The sequence below is a fragment of the Streptomyces djakartensis genome, assembly GCF_014651075.1.
Classification (GTDB): domain Bacteria; phylum Actinomycetota; class Actinomycetes; order Streptomycetales; family Streptomycetaceae; genus Streptomyces; species Streptomyces djakartensis.
This window is the reverse complement of the sequence record NZ_BMWE01000035.1, coordinates 22575-47718: the sequence shown is the minus strand read 5'-3', so window position 1 is coordinate 47718 and position 25144 is coordinate 22575. Positions and strand designations below refer to the sequence as shown.

21 protein-coding genes and 1 pseudogene are annotated in these 25144 nt (G+C 72.4%); 9 read left to right on the top strand and 13 right to left on the bottom strand.

Annotated elements, in window-relative coordinates:
- The 5 genes and pseudogenes from IE212_RS33300 to tkt form a co-directional block, all read right to left on the bottom strand.
- A partial coding sequence (locus tag IE212_RS33300; protein WP_506005140.1) for a phosphoglucose isomerase-related protein occupies positions 1-337 on the bottom strand: 337 nt, incomplete at its 3' end.
- Positions 330-1265: a glucose-6-phosphate dehydrogenase assembly protein OpcA gene (gene opcA, locus IE212_RS33295; protein WP_190201721.1), complete on the bottom strand. Its 936-nt coding sequence runs from the start codon at positions 1263-1265 to the stop codon at positions 330-332. The genes opcA and IE212_RS33300, both read right to left, overlap by 8 nt.
- Positions 1262-2938 carry a glucose-6-phosphate dehydrogenase gene (gene zwf / locus IE212_RS33290; RefSeq protein ID WP_229864692.1) on the bottom strand — a complete coding sequence of 559 codons (1677 nt, stop codon included), beginning with the start codon at positions 2936-2938 and terminating at the stop codon, positions 1262-1264. Before zwf ends, opcA begins: the two co-directional genes overlap by 4 nt.
- Positions 2935-3351 (bottom strand): annotated as a pseudogene (locus tag IE212_RS33285) (transaldolase family protein); the annotation flags it as partial. The gene zwf and the pseudogene IE212_RS33285, both read right to left, overlap by 4 nt.
- Before the next feature lie 196 nt (positions 3352-3547).
- A complete protein-coding gene (gene tkt, locus IE212_RS33280) occupies positions 3548-5623 on the bottom strand; it encodes a transketolase (protein WP_190201719.1) in 2076 nt (691 codons plus the stop codon).
- Between the two features lie 157 nt (positions 5624-5780).
- Here tkt and IE212_RS33275 point away from each other — a divergent pair, with 157 nt between their 5' ends.
- Positions 5781-6674, top strand: coding sequence for a helix-turn-helix domain-containing protein (locus tag IE212_RS33275; protein WP_190201718.1), 894 nt, complete (start codon positions 5781-5783; stop codon positions 6672-6674).
- A gap of 62 nt (positions 6675-6736) precedes the next feature.
- On the opposite strand, the gene IE212_RS33270 is transcribed toward IE212_RS33275, so the two are convergent.
- The gene (locus IE212_RS33270; protein WP_190201717.1) at positions 6737-8131 is read right to left on the bottom strand and encodes a glycoside hydrolase family 16 protein; all 1395 of its coding nucleotides are present in this window, start codon (positions 8129-8131) and stop codon (positions 6737-6739) included.
- A 216-nt stretch (positions 8132-8347) separates the two neighbouring features.
- Here IE212_RS33270 and IE212_RS33265 point away from each other — a divergent pair, with 216 nt between their 5' ends.
- From IE212_RS33265 to IE212_RS33250, 4 genes are all read left to right on the top strand, one after another.
- Positions 8348-8857 (top strand): SRPBCC family protein, encoded by a 510-nt coding sequence (locus IE212_RS33265; protein ID WP_190201716.1) that lies wholly within the window; start codon positions 8348-8350, stop codon positions 8855-8857.
- Positions 8850-10469 (top strand): phytoene desaturase family protein, encoded by a 1620-nt coding sequence (locus tag IE212_RS33260; RefSeq protein ID WP_190201715.1) that lies wholly within the window; start codon positions 8850-8852, stop codon positions 10467-10469. The genes IE212_RS33265 and IE212_RS33260 overlap by 8 nt, the downstream gene beginning before the upstream one ends.
- A gap of 30 nt (positions 10470-10499) precedes the next feature.
- Complete coding sequence (locus tag IE212_RS33255) at positions 10500-11381, top strand: SDR family oxidoreductase (protein ID WP_190201714.1); 882 nt, start codon at positions 10500-10502, stop codon at positions 11379-11381.
- 537 nt (positions 11382-11918) lie between these two features.
- Entirely contained in the window at positions 11919-12770 is an 852-nt protein-coding gene (locus IE212_RS33250) for an oxygenase MpaB family protein (protein ID WP_190201713.1), read from the top strand.
- A 4-nt stretch (positions 12771-12774) separates the two neighbouring features.
- Here IE212_RS33250 and IE212_RS33245 read toward each other — a convergent pair whose 3' ends face one another.
- From IE212_RS33245 to IE212_RS33230, 4 genes are all read right to left on the bottom strand, one after another.
- Positions 12775-13518, bottom strand: a complete 744-nt coding sequence (locus IE212_RS33245; protein WP_190201712.1) for an IclR family transcriptional regulator — start codon at positions 13516-13518, stop codon at positions 12775-12777.
- The gene (locus IE212_RS33240) at positions 13515-14885 is read right to left on the bottom strand and encodes an alpha/beta hydrolase family protein (RefSeq protein ID WP_229864691.1); all 1371 of its coding nucleotides are present in this window, start codon (positions 14883-14885) and stop codon (positions 13515-13517) included. Before IE212_RS33240 ends, IE212_RS33245 begins: the two co-directional genes overlap by 4 nt.
- Complete coding sequence (locus tag IE212_RS33235; RefSeq protein ID WP_190201710.1) at positions 14882-16228, bottom strand: MFS transporter; 1347 nt, start codon at positions 16226-16228, stop codon at positions 14882-14884. Before IE212_RS33235 ends, IE212_RS33240 begins: the two co-directional genes overlap by 4 nt.
- A gap of 81 nt (positions 16229-16309) precedes the next feature.
- Complete coding sequence (locus IE212_RS33230; RefSeq protein ID WP_190201709.1) at positions 16310-16837, bottom strand: MarR family winged helix-turn-helix transcriptional regulator; 528 nt, start codon at positions 16835-16837, stop codon at positions 16310-16312.
- 94 nt (positions 16838-16931) lie between these two features.
- Here IE212_RS33230 and IE212_RS33225 point away from each other — a divergent pair, with 94 nt between their 5' ends.
- The 4 genes from IE212_RS33225 to IE212_RS33210 are packed head-to-tail and all read left to right on the top strand — an operon-like array spanning position 16932 to position 20726.
- Entirely contained in the window at positions 16932-17849 is a 918-nt protein-coding gene (locus IE212_RS33225) for an SDR family NAD(P)-dependent oxidoreductase (RefSeq protein WP_308430276.1), read from the top strand.
- Between the two features lie 23 nt (positions 17850-17872).
- Positions 17873-18748 (top strand): amidohydrolase family protein, encoded by an 876-nt coding sequence (locus IE212_RS33220; RefSeq protein WP_190201726.1) that lies wholly within the window; start codon positions 17873-17875, stop codon positions 18746-18748.
- A gap of 11 nt (positions 18749-18759) precedes the next feature.
- Positions 18760-20262 carry an acyl-CoA synthetase gene (locus IE212_RS33215; protein WP_190201708.1) on the top strand — a complete coding sequence of 501 codons (1503 nt, stop codon included), beginning with the start codon at positions 18760-18762 and terminating at the stop codon, positions 20260-20262.
- Positions 20263-20270: 8 nt separating this feature from the next.
- The gene (locus IE212_RS33210) at positions 20271-20726 is read left to right on the top strand and encodes a MaoC family dehydratase (protein ID WP_190201707.1); all 456 of its coding nucleotides are present in this window, start codon (positions 20271-20273) and stop codon (positions 20724-20726) included.
- Here the strand turns inward: IE212_RS33210 and IE212_RS33205 are convergent.
- From IE212_RS33205 to IE212_RS33195, 3 genes are read right to left on the bottom strand one after another with little or no spacing between them, the layout of a single operon-like run.
- Positions 20717-21544, bottom strand: a complete 828-nt coding sequence (locus IE212_RS33205; RefSeq protein WP_190201706.1) for a PaaX family transcriptional regulator — start codon at positions 21542-21544, stop codon at positions 20717-20719. The genes IE212_RS33210 and IE212_RS33205 overlap by 10 nt on opposite strands.
- 56 nt (positions 21545-21600) lie before the next feature.
- Positions 21601-23271 carry a PHP domain-containing protein gene (locus IE212_RS33200; protein WP_190201705.1) on the bottom strand — a complete coding sequence of 557 codons (1671 nt, stop codon included), beginning with the start codon at positions 23269-23271 and terminating at the stop codon, positions 21601-21603.
- A 16-nt stretch (positions 23272-23287) separates the two neighbouring features.
- On the bottom strand, positions 23288-25123 hold the full coding sequence (locus IE212_RS33195) for a LamG-like jellyroll fold domain-containing protein (RefSeq protein ID WP_190201704.1): 1836 nt from the start codon (positions 25121-25123) through the stop codon (positions 23288-23290).
- Positions 25124-25144: the final 21 nt, after the last annotated feature.

Here is a 25144-nt window from a genome sequence, read left to right as displayed (position 1 = left end):
CGACCTCGATCACCGCGTCCCGGGGCGCCCGCAGCGCGGTGTGCAGCACCGCGCGGTTCTCGGTGGTGTTGATCCGCTCACCGCGGAACATGGCGTCCCGCAGCCCGAACACGTCCGTGGCGGCGGCCAGCTCCTGGAGCAGGGCCAGCGTCTCGTCGGTGACCAGGTGCTTGGAGTAGTCGATGCGCAGATCGCCCACGTGGATGACGTAGCGCTCGGCGCGTCCCGGGTCCGCGTCGAACAGCTCACGCAGGTCCGGCTGCGGCAGGGCGTCCGTGCGGTGGTCCTCCAGCGCGGTCCACTCGGGGCGCCGCGTGAGCCAGGGGGAGTCAGACATGAGTGGGGGTCTCCTCTGTCGCCTCGCCGTTCAGGGCGATGGCGTACATCTCGTCGGCGTCGAGGCGCCGCAGCTCCTCGGCGATGAGTTCGGAGGTGGCGCGGACCTTCAGCGCGAGGGTGCGGGGCGGCTGGTCCGGCAGGGTGAGGGTGGCCACCGGGCCCTCGGGGCGGTCGATGACGATCTCGCCCTGCTCCGTGCCCAGGCGCACGGCCGTCACCACCGGCCCGGCGGTGACCACGCGGTCGACCCGGACGTGCAGCCGGGCCTCCAGCCAGCGGGCCAGCAACTCGGCGGCCGGGTTCTCGGCCTCGGCCTCCACGGCCGCCGAGGTCACCTTCGCCCGGGCCTGGTCCAGCGCCGCCGCCAGCATGGAACGCCACGGCGTCAGCCGGGTCCACGCGAGGTCGGTGTCACCGGGCGCGTAGGAGCGGACCCGGGCCCGGAGGGTCTCCAGGGGGTTCTCGACGGCGTACAGGTCGGTGATCCGCCGCTGGGCCAGCGCCCCGAGCGGGTCCTTGGAGGGCACCTCCGGGGCCTCCACCGGCCACCACACCACCACCGGCGCGTCCGGCAGCAGCAGCGGCAGCACCACCGAGTCGGCGTGGTCGGAGACCTCGCCGTAGGTCCGCAGGATCACCGTCTCACCGGTGCCCGCGTCGGCGCCCACCCGGACCTCCGCGTCCAGCCGGGAGGACTGCCGGTCGCGCGGGGTGCGGGCCTGCCGCTTGATGACGACCAGGGTGCGCGAGGGGTGCTCGTGCGAGGCCTCCTCGGAGGCCTTGATCGCGTCGTAGGCGTTCTCCTCGTCCGTGACGATCACCATCGTCAGGACCATGCCCACGGCGGGTGTGCCGATGGCGCGGCGTCCCTGCACCAGCGCCTTGTTGATCTTGCTTGCCGTGGTGTCGGTCAGGTCGATCTTCATGGCCTGCGCCAGCTCCGTCCGTCTCGTGCGAGCATCTCGTCGGCTTCCGCGGGTCCCCAGCTGCCCGAGGCGTACTGCGCGGGCCTGCCGTGCGTGGCCCAGTACTGCTCGATCGGGTCGAGGATCTTCCAGGACTCTTCCACTTCCTGGTGACGGGGGAACAGGTTGGCGTCGCCCAGGAGGACATCGAGGATCAGCCGTTCGTACGCCTCGGGGCTCGTTTCGGTGAACGACTCGCCGTAGGCGAAGTCCATCGTCACGTCCCGTATCTCCATCGACGTGCCCGGCACCTTGGAGCCGAACCGGACCGTCATGCCCTCGTCCGGCTGGACGCGGATGACGATCGCGTTCTGGCCCAGCTCCTCGGTCGCCGTGGAGTCGAAGGGGGAGTGCGGGGCCCGCTGGAACACCACCGCGATCTCCGTCACCCGGCGGCCGAGCCGCTTGCCGGTGCGCAGGTAGAACGGGACACCCGCCCAGCGGCGGTTGTCGACCTGGAGCTTGACCGCGGCGTACGTGTCGGTCGTGGAGGCCTGGTCGATGCCCTCCTCCTCCAGGTAGCCGTTCACCTTGGTGCCGCCCTGCCAGGCCGCCGCGTACTGACCGCGCACGGTGTGCCGGCCCAGGTCCTGCGGCAGCCGCACGGCCTTGAGCACCTTCAGCTTCTCGGCGAGCAGCGACGCCGCGTCGAAGGCCGCGGGCTCCTCCATGGCGGTGAGCGCCATCAGCTGCAGGAGGTGGTTCTGGATGACGTCGCGGGCGGCGCCGATGCCGTCGTAGTAGCCGGCCCGGCCGCCGATGCCGATGTCCTCGGCCATCGTGATCTGCACGTGGTCGACGTACGACCGGTTCCAGATCGGTTCGAACATCGTGTTGGCGAAGCGCAGCGCCAGGATGTTCTGAACGGTCTCCTTGCCGAGGTAGTGGTCGATGCGGAAGACCTGCTCGGGGTCGAACACGTCGTGCACGATCGCGTTCAGCTCGCAGGCGCTGTCGAGGTCGTGCCCGAACGGCTTCTCGATGACCGCGCGGCGCCAGGAGCCCTCGGCGGCGTGCGCCAGCCCGTGCTTCTTCAGCTGCTGCACGACCTTCGGGAAGAACTTCGGCGGCACCGAGAGATAGAAGGCGTAGTTGCCGCTGGTGCCCCGGGAGGCGTCCAGCTCCTCGACGGCGGAGCGCAGCTGCTTGAACGCCGTGTCGTCGTCGAAGTCACCCGGGATGAACCGCATGCCCTCGGCGAGCTGCTGCCAGACCTCCTCGCGGAACGGGGTCCGGGCGTGCTCGCGCACCGCGTCGTGCACCACCTGCGCGAAGTCCTGGTCCTCCCAGTCCCGGCGGGCGAAGCCCACCAGCGAGAAGCCCGGCGGCAGCAGGCCGCGGTTGGCCAGGTCGTACACGGCCGGCATCAGCTTCTTGCGGGACAGGTCACCGGTCACGCCGAAGATGACGAGCCCGGACGGGCCCGCGATCCTGGGCAGCCGCCGGTCGCGCGGGTCGCGCAGGGGATTGGTGAAGTCGGCGTCGCCGTGCACCGCGCGCGGGGCCGCCCGGCCGCTCACCCCGGTCTGCTCCACCCCGGCCGCCTCCTGCGCCGCCCGGGCTTCCTTGTCCTCCTTGCTCCCGATGGTCTCCTGCTCGGCCGTCTGAGGGATGCCCTGGATGCCCTCGCTCATTCCGCGTCAACTCCCTTGCTGTTCAAGGACTTGGTGACCGCGTCCAGCAGGTCCTGCCAGGTCACCTCGAACTCGGCCACGCCCTCGTTCTCCAGTTGCCGCACCACCTCGTCGTATGCGATGCCGAGCCGTTCGACGGCCGCCAGGTCGGCGCGCGCCTGGGCACAACCGCCGGTGACGGTGTCGCCGTGGACGTCACCGTGGTCGGCGACGGCGTTCAGCGTGGCCTCCGGCATGGTGCTGACCGTGCCGGGAGCGACCGGTTCCTCCACGTACAGGGTGTCCTTGCAGGCGGGGTCCTTCACACCGGTGGAGGCCCAAAGGGGGCGCTGCCGGTTCGCGCGGGCGCCGCCCAGAGCCTGCCGGAGTGCCCCGCCGAAGACCTCCTCGTACGCCTCGTAGGCCGGCCGCGCGTGGAAGACGGACGGGTCGGTGGTGACGCCGACGACGTTCCCGCCGGCGACGAGCCCGGCCAGCTCGGCGGACTCGGTCCGCCGGCGCGAGAGGTCGTCGAGCCAGATCGACACGCGCTCGTCGGACAGGCGCTTCAGTGCTCCCGCGCTCGCGGTCGCTTCGGTCACAGGGATCATCTTCTTTCGGGCGGTCGGATCAGCCACGCGCGGCGGCGAGGGACTCGCGGGCGGCGGCGACGACGTGCTCGGGGGTGAAGCCGTACTCGGCGAACAGGGTCTTCGCGTCGGCGGAGGCACCGAAGTGCTCCAGGGAGACGACGCGTCCCGCGTCCCCCACGAAGCGGTGCCAGGTCAGGCCGATCCCGGCCTCCACCGCGACCCTGGCCTTCACGGACGGCGGCAGCACGCGCTCGCGGTACTCGCGCGGCTGCTCCTCGAACCACTCCACGGACGGCATCGACACCACCCGGGTGCCGACCCCCTCCGCCTCCAGCCGCTCCCGGGCGGCGACGGCGAGCTGCACCTCGGAGCCGGTGGCGACGAGGATCACCTCGGGGGTCATGGTGGACGACTCCTGAAGGATGTAGCCGCCCTTCGCCGCCGCCTGGTTCGGCTGGTACGCCGGGACGCCCTGGCGGGTGAGCGCCAGACCGTGCGGTGCCGGGTCCAAGGAGTGCCGCCGCAGGATCTCGGCCCAGGCGATCGCGGTCTCGTTGGCGTCGGCCGGACGCACGACGTTCAGGCCCGGAATGGCCCGCAGCGCGGCCAGGTGCTCCACCGGCTGGTGGGTCGGGCCGTCCTCGCCCAGGCCGATCGAGTCGTGCGTCCACACGTACGTCACCGGCAGCTGCATCAGGGCCGACATCCGGACGGCGTTGCGCATGTAGTCGGAGAACACCAGGAACGTGCCGCCGTAGATCCGGGTGTTGCCGTGCAGCGCGATGCCGTTCATCTCCGCGGCCATGGAGAACTCGCGGATGCCGAAGTGGACGGTACGGCCGTACGGGTCGGCCTCCGGCAGCGGGTTGCCGGCCGGGAGGAAGGAGCTGGTCTTGTCGATCGTGGTGTTGTTGGAGCCGGCCAGGTCCGCCGAGCCGCCCCACAGTTCGGGTACCACCGCGCCGAGGGCCTGGAGCACCTTGCCGGACGCGGCACGCGTGGCGACGGCCTTGCCGAGCTCGAACACGGGCAGGACGTCCTCCCAGCCCTCGGGCAGTTCGCCCTTGCTGACCCGGTCGAAGGTGACGGCGCGCTCGGGGTGCTCGCCGCGCCAGGCGGCGATCCGCTTGTCCCAGGCGGCGTGCGCCTCGGCGCCCCGGTCCAGGGCCGTGCGGGTGTGCGCCAGCACCTCCTCGGCGACCTCGAAGGACTTCTCCGGGTCGAAGCCGAGGACGCGCTTGGTGGCGGCGACCTCGTCCTCGCCGAGCGCCGAGCCGTGGGAGGCCTCGGTGTTCCGCGCGTTCGGGGCGGGCCAGGCGATGATGGTGCGCGTCGCGATGATCGAGGGGCGTCCGGTCTCGGCCCGCGCCGCCGTCAGCGCCGCGTACAGCGCGCGCACGTCGATGTCGCCGTCCTCCTGCGGCTCGATGCGCTGCACGTGCCAGCCGTACGCCTCGTACCGCTTCAGCACGTCCTCGGAGAACGCGGTCGCCGTGTCGCCCTCGATGGAGATGTGGTTGTCGTCGTAGAGGAGGACCAGGTTGCCGAGCTTCTGGTGGCCGGCCAGCGAGGAGGCCTCGGCACAGACGCCCTCCTGGAGGTCGCCGTCGGAGACGATCGCCCAGATCGTGTGGTCGAAGGGCGACTCGCCCTCGGGGGCCTCCGGGTCGAACAGGCCGCGTTCGTAACGGGCGGCCATCGCCATGCCGACCGCGTTCGCGACGCCCTGGCCGAGCGGACCCGTCGTGGTCTCCACGCCGGCCGTGTGCCCGTACTCGGGGTGGCCGGGCGTCTTGGAGCCGTGTGTGCGGAAAGCCTTCAGGTCGTCCAGTTCCAGCTCGTACCCCGCGAGGTAGAGCTGCGTGTAGAGGGTCAGCGAGGTGTGCCCGGGGGAGAGGACGAAGCGGTCACGGCCGGCCCACTCGGGGTCGGCGGGATCGTGCCGCATCACCTTCTGGAAGATCGTGTAGGCGGCCGGTGCCAGGCTCATCGCCGTGCCGGGATGGCCGTTCCCGACCCGCTGGACGGCATCCGCCGCCAGCAGCCGAGCGGTGTCGACGGCACGCCGGTCGAGATCGGTCCATTCGAAGCTGTCCGCTGTCTGCGTGCTCATCTTCAGGAAGTCCTCGATAGGAGCGGAGTGGCTGGTCTGACGCGTTCAAAACTAAAAGTCTGACTTAATCGGTGGAAGGTCGCCCTGTGTCAGCCTGTGGTGAAAGTGGGACACCCGGCCGCGGCGCGGCGCGCGAACGGGGCGGTACGAGGGGTGCATGGTGAACAGTGCGGACAGAGGCATCCAAGGCGGCGACGGGATCAGAACCTTCCCCTTCCCGGTCGAGCTGAGCGTCGGCGGCGTCGGCATGCAGATCGGCCCGATGGGCACCGGCCACACCTGGCACGCGGACGCACCCCTGGAGCGTGTCCACCGCATCGACTTCCATGTCGTGATGCTCTTCGGCGAGGGCCCGGTCCGGCACATGGTCGACTTCACCGAGTACGAGGCCACGGCCGGGGACCTGTTGTGGATCCGCCCGGGGCAGGTCCACCGGTTCTCACCGAGCAGCGAGTACCGCGGAACGGTGCTGACCATGCAGCCGGGCTTCCTGCCGCGCTCGACGGTGGAGGCCACCGGCCTCTACCGCTACGACCTGCCGCCGCTGCTGCGACCCGACGCGGCCGGGCTCACCGGTCTGCGGAACTCACTCGCCCGGCTCCAGGACGAGTACGAGGACACGGCCACCCTCCCGCTCAGCCTGCACACCGCCGTCCTGCGCCACTCACTGACCGCGTTCCTGCTGCGGCTCGCCCACCTGGCCGCGAGCGCGCGATCCGTACGGGAGCGCTCGGACTCCACGTTCACCCTGTTCCGGGACGCGGTGGAGCGGGACTTCGCCACCAACCACAGCGTCAGCGCCTACGCCGACGCGCTCGGATACTCCCGCCGCACCCTGGTCCGCGCGGTCCGCGCCGCGACCGGCGACACCCCCAAGGCCTTCATCGACAAGCGCGTCGTCCTCGAGGCCGAACGGCTCCTCGCCCACACCGATCTGCCGATCGGCCGGGTCGGCGCGGCGGTCGGATTCCCCGACGCGGCGAACTTCTCCAAGTTCTTCCACCAGCACACGGACCGGACGCCCGCCGCGTTCCGGGCGGAACTGCGCTGAGGGCGACCCGGACAGCGGCAAGGGGCTCCACGCGCGCGTGGAGCCCCTTGCCGCTGTCCGGGTCAGTGCCCGAAGGTGAACCAGTTGACGTTGACGAAGTCCGCCGGCTGGCCGCTGGTGAAGGTCAGATACACGTCGTGCCTGCCCGTCACGGAGCTGATGTTCGCGGGGACGGTCCGCCACGACTGCCAGCCGCCGGTGTTGCCCACCGCGAAACTCCCGACGGGCGCGTTGCTCCTGCTGTCCAGCCGCACCTCGACCAGCCCGCTGACGCCGCCCGCCGCGCCGCTCGCGACCCGGGCGCTGAACTGCCGGGCCGCCGTGGAGCCGAAGTCGACGCCCTTGAACTGCAGCCAGTCACCGTTCGCCAGTGAGCCGACGTTCTGCCCGCCGCCGGAGTCGGACGTCGCCTCGGTGCTCACCCCGGACTGGCCGTCGTAGGACTCGGCCTGGATGGTGGAGTAGGCGTCACGCCCACCGGTCGGCGGGGGCGTGGTGCCACCGCCGGACGACAGCACCTGGACGTAGTCGACGACCATCGGATGGCCTGCCTGCGTCCCGGCGTCCGGCCCGCCGCCGAAGGCGTCCGGGAAGCCGCCGCCCATCGCGACGTTCAGGATGATGAAGAAGCCGTGGTCCGTGGCGTTCCGCCAGGTCGTAGCGTCCACCTGGTCGGCGCGCACCGTGTGGTAGTTGACGTCGTCGAGGTAGAAGCGGATCTCCTCGACGCTCGTCGAGCGGTCCCACTCCATCCGGTACCTGTGGAAGCCGGCCTGGCAGGTGGTGCCCGCGCAGGGGGTCGAACTGCCGATGCCGCTGGTCTCGTCGCAGGGGCCGCCCGGTGAGGTGCCGCAGTGCATCGTCGCGAACACCGTGTTCTGGCCCTGGGTGTTCTCCATGATGTCCAGCTCGCCGACGGCCGGCCAGTTCCAGTAGTCGCCGCGGTAGGGGGAGCCCAGCATCCAGAACGCCGGCCAGTAGCCCTTGGCGGCGGCTCCGGTGACGTTCGGCACCTGGATGCGGGACTCGACGCGGAGCTTGCCGCCGGCCGGGGGCTGGAAGTCGGCGCGGTTGGTCTCGATGCGGCCGGAGGTCCAGTTGCCCGCGCCGTCGCGCCGCGGGGTGATGCGCAGGTTGCCGCTGCCGTCGAGGGAGACGTTGTCCGTGCTGCTCGTCATCGTCTCGATCTCGCCGGTACCCCAGTTGGCGGGGCCGCCGGGGTAGCCCTTGCCGGTCGCGTACCGCCAGTCGGACGTGTTGACGCCGCTGCCCGCCGGGCCGTCGAAGTCGTCGACGAACACCTGTGTCCAGCCCGGCGGGGGCGTCGGAGCGGAGGCGCTCGCGGACGGGGAGGCGACCGCGGCGGCCGAGACGGCGAGGCCGAGCGTGCTGACGACGGCGACCAGCGCCCGGCGGACGGGACGCCGGGTACGAGGTCTGCCGGAGGTGTCACTCATGTGGGGAAGCCTCTCGGGAGTGGATGGTTGAGAGCGCTCTCAAGGTGCCGCCAATGTGCTCCACCCCCTCCGGGCCGTCAAGAGGTAAAGCCGGGAAAACTTCGGGAGGATCGGTGAGTGCACAGCTTGAACGCACAGGGTCGTGCTGTTGAACGGGTGACGCCGGGGCACTCGGCAGGGCGACGCACGAACCGGTCGAGGCAGCAGGAGGTACCCGTGGCCGTACGCCATCGCCTGATCCGAGTCAGCCCGAGCGCCGTGTGGGACGTCCTGGCCGACGGCACCCGCTACGGCGAGTGGGTGGTGGGCACCTCGGAGTCCCACCCGGTGCGCGGACAGTGGCCGCACAAGAACGCGGCGATCCGGTACCGGATCCCGCTCGGTCCGGTGCACCTGGACAACGAGACGGTGGTCCGCCACTGCGAGGCAGGCACCCGTCTGGAGCTGGAGGCCAAGGCCGGCGTGCTGGGCACGGCGCGCATCGCGATCGAGCTGCGGCCGTGGGGCGAGCACTGCCTGGTGATCGTCGACGAGCACCCCCTGCAGGGGGCCGGCGGCCGGTTGCACAACGCCGGCTTCGAGGCGCTGATCCAGCTGCGCCACCGCACCATGCTGGGCCGGCTCGCCAGGCTGTGCGAGGACGAGCCCCGGAACGCGGGAGGCGCCTCCCGCGCCCTGGGCCAGGTGACGGTGGGTTCCCGCGCCGACGGACCCAGCCATGCCTGACGCCGTCGTGATCGGCGCCGGCCCCAACGGCCTGGTCGCCGCCAACCTGCTCGCGGACGCCGGGTGGAGCGTCGAGGTGCTGGAGGAACAGCCCGAGCCCGGCGGCGCCGTGCGCCACGACCGGGGCGTCGATCCCGGCTTCGTCAACGACCTGTTCAGCTCGTTCTATCCCCTCGCCGCCGCCTCGCCCGTCCTGGCCGCGCTCCGCCCCGAGGAGCACGGACTGCGGTGGAGCCACGCGCCCAGCGTGCTGGCGCACCCCCTCACCGACGGCAGCTGCGCCCTCCTGGACCGGAACATCGACACCACCGCCGCCTCCCTCGACACCTTCGAACCGGGCGACGGAGCCGCCTGGCAGCGACTGCACGAGGTGTGGGAGAACCTGCGTCCCGACCTCCTGGACGCCCTGTTCACCCCGTTCCCACCGGTCCGCGCGGGGGCCCGGCTCGCGCTGCGGTTGCGGGCGGCGGGCGGTCTGCGCATGGCCCGTTCCCTGATGCTGCCGGTGCGCCGCATGGGGGAGGAGGAGTTCCGCGGCGAGGGAGGACGGCTGCTGCTGGCAGGCAACGCGCTGCACGCCGACCTCGCCCCCGAGTCCGCGGGCAGCGGAGGCTTCGGCTGGCTGATGGCGATGCTGGGGCAGACGTACGGCTTCCCGGTCCCGGCCGGCGGCTCCGGCGAGCTGACCTCCGCCCTGGTACGGCGCCTGGAGAGCCGGGGCGGGCGGGTGCGGTGCGGACAGCGCGTCGAGGAGGTCGTCGTCCGGGGCGGGCGGGCCCTGGGTGTGCGCACGGCGGCCGGTGACGCGGTGCGGGCGCGCCGGGCGGTCCTCGCGGACGTGTCCGTGCCCGTCCTGTACGGCGAACTGGTCGCCCCCGAGCACCTGCCCGCGCAGACCCTCGACGACCTGCGGCGCTTCCAGTGGGACTTCGCCACCTTCAAGGTCGACTGGGCGCTCGACGGCCCGGTGCCCTGGCAGGCCGAGCAGGCGGCCCGGGCCGGAACCGTGCACCTCGCCGACGGCATGGACGAGCTCACCCGCTTCGCCGCCCAGATCGCCATGCGGCAGGTCCCGGACCGCCCGTTTGTGATCTTCGGTCAGATGACCACCTCCGACGCCACCCGCTCCCCGCAGGGCACCGAATCGGCCTGGGCCTACACCCACATCCCCCACGACATCCGCGCCGACGCCGCCGACGAGGGCATCACCGGGAACTGGGACACCAAGGACCAGGAACTCATGGCGGACCGCGTCGAACGCCAGGTGGAACGCTTCGCTCCGGGCTTCCGTGCCCTGATCCGCGGCCGCCGCATTCTCGCGCCCCCGGCCATCGAGGCGCTCGACGGCAACCTGGCCGGCGGCGCGATCAACGGCGGAACCACGGCGATCCACCAGCAGCTCGCCTTCCGTCCCCTGCCGGGCACCGGCCGGCCGGAGACCCCCGTACCCGGCCTGTTCCTCGCCTCCTCCGGGGCCCACCCGGGCGGCGGGGTGCACGGCGCGCCCGGCGCCAACGCCGCCCGGGCCGCACTGCGCCGCCACCGGCCCCCCGGCCTCGCCGGCGCCCAGCGCGTCCTGGCCCGCCGCGACCGCACCGGAACCAGGCGCTGATTTTCGAGTCGGGGCAAGGAAGGGCATCCCATGCGCAGCAGCCCGCTCGCCGAGCGCACGGTCGTCATCACCGGAGCCGCCCGCGGCGTGGGCGCGGCCCTGGCCGGCGAGGTCGCCCGGCGCGGCGCCCGGGTGGCGCTGCTCGGCCACGAGAAGGCCGGCCTGGACGCGGTCGCCGCGTCCCTGCCGGGCCCGGCGCTGGCCGTGGAGGCCGACGTCACCGACCTCACCGCGCTGGAGGCCGCGGCGCGCACCGTGCGGGCCGGGCTCGGGCGCCCGTCGGTGGTGGTCGCGAACGCCGGCATCGCCGAGGGCGGCGCGTTCCTCGTTTCGGACCCGGCCGCCTGGCGCCGCGTGATCGACGTCAACCTCACCGGCAGTGCCCACACCGCGCGGGCGTTCCTGCCGGACCTGTTCGGCACGGCGGGCTACTTCCTCCAGATCGCCTCCCTGGCGTCGCTCGGCGCCGCCCCGCTGATGAGCGCCTACTGCGCCTCCAAGGCGGGAGTCGAGGCCTTCGCGCACTCCCTGCGGGCCGAGGTGGCGCACCGGGGCGTCGGCGTCGGCATCGCCTACCTCAACTGGACCGACACCGAGATGATCCGCGACGCCGACCGGTACGCGGTCCTGCGCGAGCTGCGCACCCACATGCCACCCCCGGCCCGCCGGGTGTATCCCGTCGGCGTGGTCGCCGCCCGCCTGGTGCGCGGCATGGAGCGCCGCCGCACGGCCGTGTACGCGCCTGCCTGGCTGCGGCTCCTCCAGCCGGTGCGCCCGGCCCTGCCGCCTGTGGTGCTGCGCGTGGCCCGCCGCGAACTGCCCCGCCTGGAGACCGAGGGCCCGCTCCGGTACACCGGCCCACTCGGTGCCGGCGGCCGGGCCGACCAGGCGGCGTACCGGCCGGGCCCCTGACGCCGGGAGTCCGTCAAGCGACGCGCGGCAAGTGTGCCGGTTGTTGTGTTCGGAGCCGGTTCCGGGCGCCCGCGGCCGGGGCATGTGCGGCTCGCGGCGGGTGCGCGGACGGTCGGCAGCCGGGTGGTGAGGGCGGATGTTCGAGCCGGATCTTGATGCCGGGAGTCCGTCAAGCGACGCGCGGCAAGTGTGCCGGTTGTTGTGTTCGCAGCCGGTTCCGGGCGCCCGCGGCCGGGGCATGTGCGGCTCGCGGCGGGTGCGCGGATGGCCGGCAGCCGGGTGGTGAGGGCGGATGTTCGAGCCGGACTTTGATGCCGGGAGTCCGTCACGCGGCTCGGGGCAAGCCGGTCGGCAGCCGGGGGAGGAGTGCCGGGGTGGTGGGTGTCCGTGCCGGAGCCCGGCGCCGGCTGTCCGTCGTGCGGGGCGCGGCGGGTCTGTCGGGCGGCCGGGTTCCTGTCGTCGCCGCAGGCGGGCCGGGTATGCCGGGAACGCCCGGGGGATGCCGGACACTGGACACCAGGGGAAGGGAGGCCGACCGTGCTGACCGATGTCCGGGAACAACTGGGCCGCGCCCTGTTCCGCCGCGTCGCCGGACCCGGCGGACCGGCGACCCGTGACCGCATCCACCACACGCCCGGCCCGCGCTGGTTCGGCCCGGACCGCCCGATCCGCACGGTCCACGGTGACGCCTCGATGTTCATCGGCGGGCTGACCGCGCTGCTGCTGCAGTCCCTGCACCCGCTCGCGATGGCCGCGGTCGCCGGGCACTCCGGTTACCGCGGTGACCCCTGGGGCCGCTTGCAGCGCACCAGCACCTTCCTGGCCGTCACGACGTACGGCACCGCCGAGGACGCCCAGCGGGCGGTCGACCACGTCCGCGGCATCCACGAACGGATCCGCGGGACGACCACCGGGGGCGTGCCGTACCGCGCGGCCGATCCGCACCTGCTCGGCTGGGTGCACGCCGCCGAGACGGACAGCTTCCTGCGCGCCCACGCACGCTACGGGGCCCGGCCGCTGGACACCGCCGGCTACGACGCCTACGTCGCCGACACCGCGCGCGTCGCCGAGGCGCTCGGAGTGACCGATCCACCGCGCAACCGCCGCGAACTGTCCGAGCGCCTGACCGCCTACCGTCCCGAACTGCGCGCCACGCCCGAAGCCCGGGCCGCCGCCCGCTTCCTGCTGCTCCGGCCTCCCCTGCCCCTTCCGGCCCGCCCCTTCTACGGCGGGCTGGCCGCCAACGCGGTCACCCTGCTCCCCTCCTGGGCGCGCGGCATGCTGTGGCTGCCCCGGGTCCCGGTCGTCGAGGATTTCGCCGTACGCCCCACCGGCCACGCCCTGACCCGGACCATCCGCTGGGCGATGACCCCGCCCAGGCAAGCCTGACCCGTCAGGGCCGCCACCCGAGCGCCCGCGAAATCCCGCGCGCCGCCACCCGGACCGCCGGGGCCAGCACCGGCACCTGGGCGTGCGCGTGCGGCACCACGACCGACACGGCGGCGGTCACCGCACCGTCCGGGCCACGCAGCGGGGCGGCCACCGACAGGGCGTCCTCCGTGACCTGGCGGTCGCTCACCGCGACCCCCGACCGCCGCACCTCGGCGAGCACCCTCCGCAGCCGCCCGGGATCGGTGATCGTGTACGACGTGAAGGACGCGAGTTCACCCGCGCAGTACTCCTTCTGGAAATCCGGGTCACCATGGGCGAGCAGCGCCAGACCGACCCCGGTGGCGTGCAGGGGCCAGCGGGCGCCGACACGGATGTGCACGCCCACCGCCGACCGCCCGGACAGCCACTCGATGTAGACGACGTCGCGGCCGTCCCGCACGGCCAGTTGCACGTTCTCGTGCGTCGCCTCGTACAGGTCCTCCAGGTACGGCAGCGCGATCTGCCGCAGGGCGAGGCCGCGCGGGGCCAGCGCTGCGAGCTCCCACAGGCGGAGCCCGACGTGGTAGAAGCCGGACTCGTCCCGTTCCAGCGCGCCCCACTCGGTGAGCGCGCCCACCAGCCGGTGCGCTGTGGTCAGGCTCAACCCGGCCCGCCGGCTGATGTCCGTCAGGCACAGGGCCGGGTGCTCGTGGTCGAAGGCCGCGAGCACGGACAGCAGCCGGTCGGGCGCGGATCGTGCGGTCATCGCCGGGTGTCTCCCGGGTGGGCGAGGTCGTAGGGGCGGGGGTAGGCGGCCGGGCGGTAAGAAATGTAGCGGGGTTCGGCCGTCGGGTCCTCCGCGACCGCCCTGGAGTTGAGCGCGCCGGGCGACACGTCCCAGCGGCCGGTGTCCAGGCGGTGTTCCACCGCGCGCAGGGCGGCCAGTGTCTCGCCCGCGGTGAAGGTGCAGTGACCGGGTCCGTCGACGTACGCCTGGCGGAACGTCCCCGCCGTGCCCGCCGCCGTGGCGGCCCGCCGGTAGGCGCTCTCCGCCTGCACCGGGATCAGCGCGTCCCCGGTCGTGTGGATGTTCAGCTGAGGGTCGGTGAGCCGGCCGGAGAGCACGCTGGTGCTCCGCATCCACCGTACGGCCGCCGGATCGGCGGACACCCGGGGCGCCCGGGCCAGGACCGAGAGGTCGGCGCGCAGGGACAGCCGCGCCTGCTTGTAGAGCTCGGTGACCTCCTTGTACAGCGGGGACCGGACGAGCATGGCCGTGTAGTCGACCCCCGTGTTCCAGGACGGGTTGCCACCCGCCCGGCTCTCGGCCTCCTGCCGCCAGCTGAACGCGGGCAGCTGGAGCAGGCCCCGGACGGCGGTGTACTGGTTGGCCTGCTGGGCCGCCCAGTCGGTGGGGCCGGGCCGGGTCTGGGAGGCGTCGTTGTATCCGGGGATGTTGTGCAGGGCGGCGGCGAGGGCGATCCGCGCCCGGCCCTCCCCGGTCTGCTGGGCGGCCTCGACCTTGGACGTGAGCGACTTGGCCGCCGCGACCGCCTCCGCCTGGTCCGCGAAACCGGCCAGCCTGACACCGGAGCCCGGGGCGAGGAGCGCGCGCAGCGCGAACACCGGGTCGAGGGTGCTGTTCCAGTTGGCGACGCCGCCCTGCACCAGTCCGCACATCGACAGTGAGCCGTCGAACCGGGCGGCGTGCCGCTCGGCGAGCATCGTGGTGACGAAGCCGCCGTACGAGGTGCCCCAGGCGAGGGTCCGCCCGGCCGCCCCGAACTTCTCGGTGAACAGGTCCAGCGTCGCGAGCTGGTCGGGCACCGCCTCGGCGATCGCCCAGCCGTTCGTCGCGTACGAGGAGCCGATGAGCGCGTACCCCTCGGCCAGCAGCTTGTCCCGGACGGCCGGACCGGGCGCGTTCTGGGCCGGGTTGGGGGCTCCCGCCGGGGTGTAGCCGTGGCTGTACAGCAGTACCGTGCCGTTCCAGGACGCGGGTACGTCCATCAGGTACGCGGCGCCGGAGGGGAGCACACCCTCCAGGTGGGTGCCGGCGTCGACGGCTTTCGCGGGCACCGCGGCCGTCGCCAGGGTCAGGCAGGCGGTCAGTAGGGCGAGGCGGATCCTCAACGCGGGGTTCCTTCCAGGGCGGGGGCGGCGGCGGGGGAGTCCAGGGCGTCCGTGTGTGTCTCGCGCAGCCGCCACACGGTGACGGCGGTGATCGCCGCGCCCGCGCACAGCAGCAGCGACACCGGGGTGCCGCTGCCGCCGGCGGAGGCGACGAGGCTGCCGGCGATGAGCGGCGAGAACCCGGCACCGACGAGGGTCGCCCCCTGGTAGCCGAGGGAGGCGCCGGTGTAACGGACGCGGGTGCCGAACATCTCGGTGAGCAGGGCACCGAGCGGCCCGTACATCGTGGACTGGGCCACCCCGTGGCCGAGGACGAGCGCGAGGATCAGCAGTCCGGGCGAGCCGGAGCCGACCAGAGCCAGCACGGGGAAGGCGAGCGCGGCCGAGGTGACCGCTCCGGCGAGCACGACGGGCCGGCGGCCCACCCGGTCCGACAGCGCGGACGCGGCGGGCAGGACGGCGAGGGCGACGCAGGAGGCGACGGTCACCGCGGTCAGCACCTGGGGCCGGCTGTATCCCTGGCCGACGGCGTAGGAGATCATGAAGCTGGTCAGCAGCGACTGCGTGGTGAACGCGCCGATGCCGACGCAGGCGGCCAGCAGCACGGGCTTCGGCCGGCGCAGCACCTCCACGATCGGCGGCCTGTCCACCGGCTCCCGCCGGGCCTGCGCGAACAGCGGACTCTCGGCGACCCTCAGACGCACGAACAGGCCGACGGCCAGCAGCACGACGCTCAGCAGGAACGGCACCCGCCAGCCCCAGGAGCGGAACTCGTCGTCGGGCAGGGTCGCGACGAGTGTGACCACGCCCGCCGACAGCACGGAACCGAGCGGGGCGCCGAGCTGGGTGAAGCTGGACCACAGACCGCGCCGTGACCCCCGCGCGTGCTCGGCGTGCTCGACGACCATCAGCATCGCGCCGCCCCACTCACCGCCGATCGCGATGCCCTGCACGACGCGCAGGGCGACCAGCAGGACCGGCGCCCAGACGCCGATCGCGTCGTAGGTCGGCAGCAGTCCGATGAGGAAGCTGCCGCAGCCCATCAGGACCATGGTCAGCAGCATCATCGACTTGCGGCCGATCCGGTCGCCGAAGTGCCCGAACACGATGCCGCCGAGCGGGCGGGCGAGATAGCCCGCGGCGAAGGTGCCGAACGCCGCGATGGTGCCGACCGCGGGGTCGGCCCGGGGGAAGAACAGGTCGCCGAAGACGAGCGCGGCGACGGTGCCGTAGACGAGGAAGTCGTAGAACTCGACGGTCGTGCCGAGCAGGCCGGAGACGGCGACGCGGCGCAACTGCCGCGAGTCGGGGGCGGGTTGTGCGACGGGCGGGGATGGCTGCACGGGGAGCTCCCTGGGGGACGGGTCGCGGTTGGTCCGTGAAGGTATGCATAAGCCGTGCAGCCGTCAATCATTTGCACAACATCAGTTGAGGCGGTCCTTCGCCATCCGCAGCAGCAGCCCGTGCAGCGTCTCCCGCTCGGCCGGGTCCAGCGGGCCCAGGAGCTCGTTCGTGACCCGCTGGCCGGCCTCGTCGGTGTCGCGGAGGAAGTCGCGGCCGCTCCCGGTCAGCACGACGATTCGGCTGCGGCGGTCGTCGGGGGCGGGACGGCGCTCGGCCAGGCCCTGCTTCTCCAGATCGTCCACCAGGCCGACGATCGCGCTCGGGTCGTAGCCGAGCCGGGCGCTCAGCTCCCGCTGGAGGGCGCCGTCGGAGGTGGCGAGGAAGCGCAGGACGGCGTAGTGGCGCAGGCGCAGGCCCGACTCCTGCAGGCAGGCGTTGAACAGCTGCCCCGAGCGCAGGCCCAGGCGGTAGAGCAGGTAGCCCGTGTCGGCGTGCAGCCCTCGCATCCATGGCTCGTCGGCGTCGATGGGCTTCGGGGTGGCATGAGTGACGTTCTGGCGTGTGATGGCGGGCTCCCTGTGCTCGGTGCGGCCTTGCGGTGCCAGCATCCCGCACCCGTGGACCATCAACAACTATTGACGTCGACAATTATTGCTCTTAGCTTCGGTTTCGCAGTCGAACCCCGCCTGAAGGGACCCACCCGTGCCCAGCATCGATCTCTCCGGCAAGGTCGCCGTCGTCACCGGCAGCGGCCGGGGCCTCGGCCTCGCCTACGCGCACGCCCTGGCCGCCCACGGCGCGTCCGTGGTGGTCAACGACGTCGACGAGGCCGTGGCCGAGGCGGCCGTGAAGTCCATCGAGGAGGCGGGCGGCAGGGCCGTCGCCGAGGTCGTCGCGGTCGGCACCTCCGAGGCCGCCGAGCGGCTGGTGAACCGCGCGGTCGAGGAGTTCGGCCGCCTGGACGTCCTGGTCACCAACGCGGGCATCCTGCGCGACAAGGTGCTCTGGAAGATGTCCGACGACGACTTCGACGCGGTGATCACCACCCACCTCAAGGGCACCTTCACCTGCGCCCGGGCCGCCGCCGTCCGCATGCGCGAGCAGGGCGAGGGCGGCTCGCTGATCCTGGTCGGCTCCCCGGCCGGCCAGCGCGGCAACTTCGGCCAGACCAACTACGCCGCCGCCAAGGCCGGTATCGCGGCGATGGCCCGCACCTGGTCGATGGAGCTGGGGCGTGCGGGCATCACCGTCAACGCGATCGTGCCGGTCGCCGCCACCGCGATGACCGAGACCATCCCTGCCTTCGCCCCGTACGTCGAGGCGATGCGGGGCGGCGAACCACTCCCGGACTTCCTGCGCAAGGGCGAGGGCTTCGGCACCCCGGAGGACTGCGCCGCCCTGGTGCCGTTCCTCGCCTCCGAGGCCGCGCGCGGTGTGACCGGCCAGTGCGTCGGCATCGGCGGAGACAAGGTGGCACTCTGGTCGCATCCGCAGGAGATCAGGACGGCGTACGCCGACGGCGGCTGGACCCCCGGCACCCTGGCGGACGCCTGGCCCACCTCGGTCGGGGCCGAGCTCCAGTCGGTCGGCATCCCGGCGCCGAAGCTCCCGGAGGCGTGATGGACCCCGTGACGAACCCTGTGATGGATGTGGAGTCACTGGTCGCGATCGACGTCCACACCCACGCGGAGGTGTCCTCCAAGGGACATTCCTCCCTGGACGAGGACCTGCATGACGCCTCCTCCGCCTACTTCAAGGTCGAGGGCAAGCGGAAGCCGACGCTTGAGGAGACCGCCGCGTACTACCGCGAGCGGAACATGGCCGCCGTGATCTTCACGGTCGACGCCGAGTCCGCCACCGGCACCCCGCCCGTCCCGAACGAGGAGGTCGCCGAGGCGGCCGCCGCCAACGCGGACGTCCTCATCCCCTTCGCGTCCGTCGACCCCTTCCGGGGCAAGGCGGGCGTCAGGCAGGCCCGGCGCCTGGTCGAGGAGTACGGGGTGAAGGGCTTCAAGTTCCACCCCAGCATCCAGGGCTTCTTCCCCAACGACCGCGCGGTGGCGTACGACCTGTACGAGGTGATCGAGGAGACCGGCGCGATCGCCCTGTTCCACACGGGCCAGACGGGCATCGGCGCGGGCGTCCCCGGCGGGGGCGGGATCAGGCTCAAGTACTCCAACCCGCTCCACGTCGACGACGTCGCCGCCGACTTCCCGCACCTGAGGATTATTCTGGCCCACCCGTCCTTCCCCTGGCAGGACGAGGCCCTCGCCGTCGCCACCCACAAGCCGGGCGTGCACATCGACCTGTCCGGCTGGTCGCCGAAGTACTTCCCGCCGCAGCTCGTGCAGTACGCGAACACCCTCCTGAAGGACAAGGTCCTCTTCGGCTCCGACTTCCCCGTCCTCACCCCCGACCGCTGGCTCGCCGACTTCGACAAGCTGACGATCAAGGAGGAGGTCCGGCCGAAGATCCTCAAGGAGAACGCCGCCCGCCTGCTCGGGCTGGCCACACCGTAAGGGGGCGTGTCATGCGCAACGAGGGACTGGGGTCATGGCCCGCCCGCCGGGCCCGCAAGACCCCGCACCGCACCGCCCTGATCCACGGCGAGGCGACCACCGACTACGGCACGCTGCACGCCCGCACCACCCGCCTCGCGCACGCCCTGCGCGCCCGGGGCGTGCGGCGCGGCGACCGGATCGCCTACCTCGGCCCCAACCACCCCTCCTATCTGGAGACGCTGTTCGCGGCCGGAACCCTCGGCGCGGTCTTCGTCCCGCTCAACATCCGCCTCGCCGGCCCGGAGATCGCCTACCAGCTCGCCGACTCCGGCGCGCGGGCCCTGGTCTACGGCCCGTCCCACGCCGGTCTGGTCGCCGGCCTGCCCGGCAGCACCGACGTACGCCTCTACCTGGAAACCGGCGCGGAGTACGAGACGGCCGTCGCCGAGGCGCCCGAGGAGCCGATCGACGAACCGGTCGGCCCCGACGACACCTGCGTCATCATGTACACCTCGGGCACGACCGGACGCCCCAAGGGCGCCATGCTCACCCACGGCAACCTCACCTGGAACGCGGTCAACGTCCTCGTCGACACCGACCTGATAGCCGACGAACGCGCCCTGGTATCCGCCCCGCTGTTCCACACGGCGGGCCTCAACATGCTGACCCTGCCGGTCCTGCTCAAGGGCGGCGCCTGCGTCCTGGTCGAGGCCTTCGACCCGGACGCCACCTTCGACCTGATCGAACGCCACCGCATCACCTTCATGTTCGGCGTGCCGACGATGTACGACCAGGTGGCGAGGCACCCGCGCTGGGCGGAGTCGGACCTGTCGTCGCTGCGGATCCTCACCTGCGGCGGCTCCCCGGTCCCGACCCCGCTGATCGCGAAGTACCAGGAGCGCGGCCTGACCTTCCTCCAGGGCTACGGCATGACCGAGGCCGCCCCCGGCACGCTGTTCCTGGACGCCGAGCACGCCGTCAGCAAGGCGGGTTCGGCGGGTGTGCCGCACTTCTTCAGCGACGTCCGCGTCGTCCGGCCGGACCTGACCCCGGTCGACGTCGGGGAGACCGGCGAGGTCGTGGTGCGCGGCCCGCACGTCATGCCCGGCTACTGGGGGCTGCCCGAGGAGACGGCCGCGTCCTTCGCGGACGGCTGGTTCCGCAGCGGCGACGCCGCCCAGGTCGACGAGGACGGCTACGTCCACATCGTCGACCGCATCAAGGACATGATCATCTCGGGTGGTGAGAACGTCTACCCCGCCGAGATCGAGGACCAGCTCCTCGCCCACCCGGACATCGTCGAGTGCGCGGTCATCGGCGTGCCCGACGACAAATGGGGCGAGGTGCCGCGCGCGGTCGTCGTGCCCCGCGAGGGCGCCGCCCTCGACCCCGACGAGGTGCTCGCGTCGCTCGCGGGCCGCCTCGCCAAGTACAAGATCCCGAAGTCGGTGGTCCTCGCGGACGAACTCCCGCGCACCGCCTCCGGAAAGCTCCTCAAATCCCGCGTCCGTACGCGCTACGGCAACCCGTAAGGAACCGCATGAGCATCACCGTCAACGGCCTCGACGAACTCAAGAAGCTCTCCGGGGAAGACCTCGGCACCAGCGAGTGGATCGAGGTCACGCAGGAGCGCGTCGACACCTTCGCCGACGCCACCGGCGACCACCAGTGGATCCACGTGGACCCCGAGCGCGCCAAGGAGGGCCCCTTCGGCGCCCCCATCGCGCACGGCTACCTCACGCTCTCCCTCTTCATCCCGCTGTTCACCGAGCTCCTTGACGTCCAGGGCGTGACGACGAAGGTCAACTACGGCCTCAACAAGGTGCGTTTCCCGTCCCCCGTGAAGGTGGGCTCCCGCATCCGCCTCACGGCGAGGCTCGCCGAGGTCGAGGACGTGCCGGGCGGTGCGCAGATCACCGTCGAGGGCGCGATCGAGATCGAGGGCGGCACCAAGCCCGCCGCGGTGCTGCAGAGCCTGTCGCGGTTCTACGCCTGAGGCCGCGCCGGCACCAGGTCCAGAAGGCGTTCCGAGGCGGCGCGGGCGAGCGGTGACAGCCGCTCGTGCACCGTCCGGAACGTCTTTTCGGCCGGTTCCGCCGGCCAGTCCTCCGGCAGGTGCTTCACCGGCAGACGCGGGTCGCGCCGGACGATCCGCAGCCACTCGGTCTGCAACCGCAGGCGCAGCACCAAGGCGTCGTCGGCGTCGGGGAGTTCGTCCTCCCAGGGCCGCCAGCGGCGCACGAAGGACGCGTACCGGCCGGCCAGATCGGACAGCTCCCAGGTCTCCTCGATCATCTGGCCGATGTCCATGCCGGCCTCCGCGTGCGCCCGGAACACCTTCACGTGGGCGGACAGGCCGAGCTCGGCGACGAGGGCCGACACGTCGACCTGGCCGGGAGCGATCCACAGGCCGTTGAACAGCGGTCCGAAGCCGCTCCAGGTCAGCTGGGAGCGCAGGTCGTGGCGCTGGCGCTGCCAGGACTCGGGCAGCGAGAAGCCGAGCAGCGTCCAGGTGCCGTCCCAGTGGCGGTTGACGGCCCCGGTCCGCCAGATCCGCCGCTCCCCGTCGCGCAGCACCGCCTCCGAACGCTCGGTGAGCCCGAAGTACATGCGGCGGCCCTCGCGCTGGCGGCGCAGCAGATCACGGCCGGCCATCCGGCTCAGCGTGGAGCGGGTCGCCTGCTCACCGATCCCGGCCCGGGCGAACACGTCGATGACGCTGCCCGAGTACACGCACACGTCCCGCCCGAGCACCTGGTCACCCAGGAACGTCAGCATCAGGGACTGCGGCCGCAGCGACTCTTCACCGGTCACGCGGCCACCGTACCTCCGCTCCGTCGGTGGGTGATCTGCCGGAGACGCGTCCCAGGTCAGGAAGCCACCACGTCGACGAAGACCGGGTTCGAGTAGAACCACGTGTCCGCCCACGGGTCACCGTCTCCGGGCGGGTGCGGGACCGGCCCGTTCGGGTCCACGGCGGCGCCGAGGTAGCCGGTGCCGTGCCGGTTGCCGTCGCTGCCGCGCAGCCGGACGTAGAAGGACTCCTCACCGGCGGTCAGCGGGACGCGCAGGGTGTAGGTGCCCGTGCGGCCGGAGACGTCCTGCGAGCGGACGACCCGAGTGTCCGGGGCTCTGAAGGTGTCGCGGTCGGCGACCGGGCCCCGCACCGCGCCGCGGATGACGTCCACGTGCGCCAACTCGGGCAGCACGCCCTGCGGGTTGGGCCGCGAGGCGGTCGTCACGGTGATGTCGAGCGTGAGCTTCTCACCCTTGCGCACCCGCAGCCGGCCGCCGAGCGTCACACCCCGGCCCCGGTCCGTCTCCCGCCGCAGCCGGACGTCGAGCCCGTCGAGCAGATGCCCGTGGTCGAGCCAGACCCGGCCCGCGCGCAGACCCGCCATGACCGCGCGGTAGCCGTAGCCCGTCACGCCCACGTGGGTGCGGCTGAACTGTCCCGGCCAGAAGTCGCTGCCGGGCTGCGGGGTGTCCGTGTTCACCGGGTCGGGCAGCTTCCCGGTGCCGTCGAAGGTCTGGCCGGGCTGCCAGTCACCGTTCTTCCAGGTGTCGAAGACGATCCGGTGGGCGTCGGAGTTGGTGGTGATCGAGAACAGCCGGCCCTCGGCGAGCATCGAGTCCCACAGGCCGCCGACGGTCGCGGTCGCCCAGTCGAAGCCGCCGTACGTCAGGTACGCGTCCGCCGGGTAGCCGGGCCAGGACTGGGCGGACGGCTTGTTCTCGTACTCGCCGCGGATCGAGGTGGCGCCGCGCCAGCCCGGCAGGGCGGCGCCCTGGGCGCCGGGCGCGCCCTCCATGCCGATCATGATCTCGGGCGCCGCGTCCCGCCAGGCGCGCATCTCGTGCGGCGAGTCGATGCCCAGCCGCATGGGGTGGTTGGCGAGGACCAGCACGTCGTCGACGTAACCCGAACGGCGCTGCTCGGCCAGCCACTTGATCGCCTTGACGGCGTGGGCCTCGTTGCGGGCCGTGTCGGCGTCGCCCGGGCCGCCCTTGGCGTAGCCGAGGAGCTTGCCGTCGTAGGCGCGCTCGAAGCGGGTGAGCAGGTCGACCTCGTTCCGGCCGGGCGCGGTGAACACCGTGCAGTGCTCGGCCGCCGGGATGTACCACTCCAGACCCTGGAAGATCAGCTGTCGCGGGTTCTCCGCCCGTGCCCTGAGGATCTCCTCGTGCTCCATGGCGGCCCCGAAGTCGGCGTGCCCGAAGTTCGAGTGCTCGGTGAAGACCATCCAGTCCAGGCCGTACCTCGCGCCCGCGGTAGCCAGCTGGGAGAACGTGTACTTGGCGTCGTGGCTGTAGACGGAGTGGATGTGGTGGTCGCCGACGAGGTAGGCGAGGCCGGGGTCCTCGCCGCCGAGTCGCGGCTCACCGGCGGCCAGGGCCGGGGTGGCCGCGGAGCCCAGGGCGAAGGCGGCGCCGAACAGGCCCGCGCGGCGCAGTAGCCCGCGGCGGGAGACGCCCTGCGGATCCAACGCCGAGGACGCGACGGACGGGTCGGCCCAGTGGGGCAGCTGCTGCTCGGTCATGAGGGTTCCTCGGGGGTCACTGGTTCATGAAGGACGTGACGGGCAGCGCCCGGGCGACGATCCGGACGTCGCCGAGCCGGCCGTGGAAGATCTGGTCGATGGTGCCGCCGTACTCGTAGCCGCCGAGCAGCCACGGGAGCCCGACGGAGGTGATGCCGACCGCGGACGCCCTGGGGTTGCGGAGCACCGGGCAGCCCTCGACGTACAGCGTGGTGTGCCTGCCGTCGTTGACGACCGCGAGGTGCCACCAGGTCTCCAGCGGCGTCTCCTGACCCCAGTTGGTGGCGATGCCCTGCTGGTTGAGCGGGCGCGTCGCCCACTGCGGCTCCCGGTCGTTGGACAGCGACAGGGTGGCCAGCGGCTCGTCCGGGTCGTCCGCCGTCTTTCCGGCGGCGCCGCCCGTGCCCGTGCGGGAGACCAGGCCCGACCAGGCGTTGCGGCCGGGGTCCCAGTCGGCGGGCAGGCGGTAGAACGCCTCGATGGTGTAGCCGTCCCCGAAGGTGGCCCGGTTGAGCGGGGCGCCGTCGACCGTGCGCAGGTAGGCGCCCTTCAGCGGCGGCTTGCCGCCCCGGAACTCCAGGCTGCCGTGGCCCGGCTGGTCGGGATGGTGGTCGGCCGACCAACCCAGGGCTCCGCCACCGACGGTGACCAGGGACAGGTCGTTGCCCCGCCCGGACAGGTCCCGGACGGTTCCGTCCGTGCCGTCGACGGGCTTCTCGAAGCGCCAGTACGCCATCGTGCCCGGCACCAGCATCCTCGCCACGGGCCGGGCGGGCCGGGTGGGCACGGGCGCGAACCCGGAGAACCGCCGTTCGAAGTCGATCTCGACGGAGAACCGGTCGGCGTCGCCGCTCAGCTCCATCTCCTGCCGCTCCAGCTCGTTGAGCCCCTTCGCCGCCCGGCCAAGGATCCACGGCGAGATCGTCTCCACGTCGATGACGTTCCGGTCCAGGTCGAACCGGTAGAGGCGGATCATCGCCGCGCCGCCGAAGTACCGGTTCTGGTAGTTCGTCAGGTGCAGGTGGACGTCGTGCCCTGCCGCGTTCTTCCGGGTCGCCCGGGCGGCGGGCCAGTAGTGCCCGCCCAGGGCGAGGAAGATCTGGTCGTGCTCCTCGATCAGCCGGTCCCACAGTTGCTGCCCGTAGTCCGACAGGGAGTCGTCCCCGACGACCAGTTCGTGGGTGGTGAGGATGACGGGGGTCTTCGGATGCCGCGCCATGACGTCCTTCGCCCACGCGTACCCCTGCGGTGACAGCCGCCAGTCCAGCGCGAGCACCAGCCACTGGCGGCTCCCCGCCGTGAAGCGGTGGAAGGTGTTGTAGCCGTCCGGGGAGGCACCGCCGAACGTGGGCTTCCCCTCGAAGCGCTCCGGCCCGAAGGCGTCCAGGTACGGTGTCGCACCGCGCTGGTCGGTCGTCGACGACCGCACGTCGTGGTTGCCGGCCAGGACGCTGTAGCCGACGCCCCGCCGGTCCAGCAGCCGGAACGCCTCGCCGATCGCCGCGAACTCGTCCTTCGCGCCGTTCTGCGTGAGGTCTCCGAGGTGCGACAGGAAGACGATGTTCTCCTGCGCGCCGTGCTCCAGCAGATACCGCAGCGACGCCTCCACCGGCGCCCTGTCGATGCTCGGCCCGTCGAAGAGGTACTGGGTGTCGGGCATCACGGCGAGCGTGAAGCGGCGGCTGCGCGGGTCGGGGCGGGGGATCGGGGTTTCCGCCCGGGCGGTGGCGGTGGGCAGGGCGGTCATGGCGGCGGCGGTCGCGCCGAGCAGCGCGGTGGCACGGAGGAAGCCGCGTCTGGCGGCACCGGCCTGGGGCGTCTCGCCCACGGCCTGGTCATGCGAAGTGCACACGTGTGCTCCATGAAGTTGCTG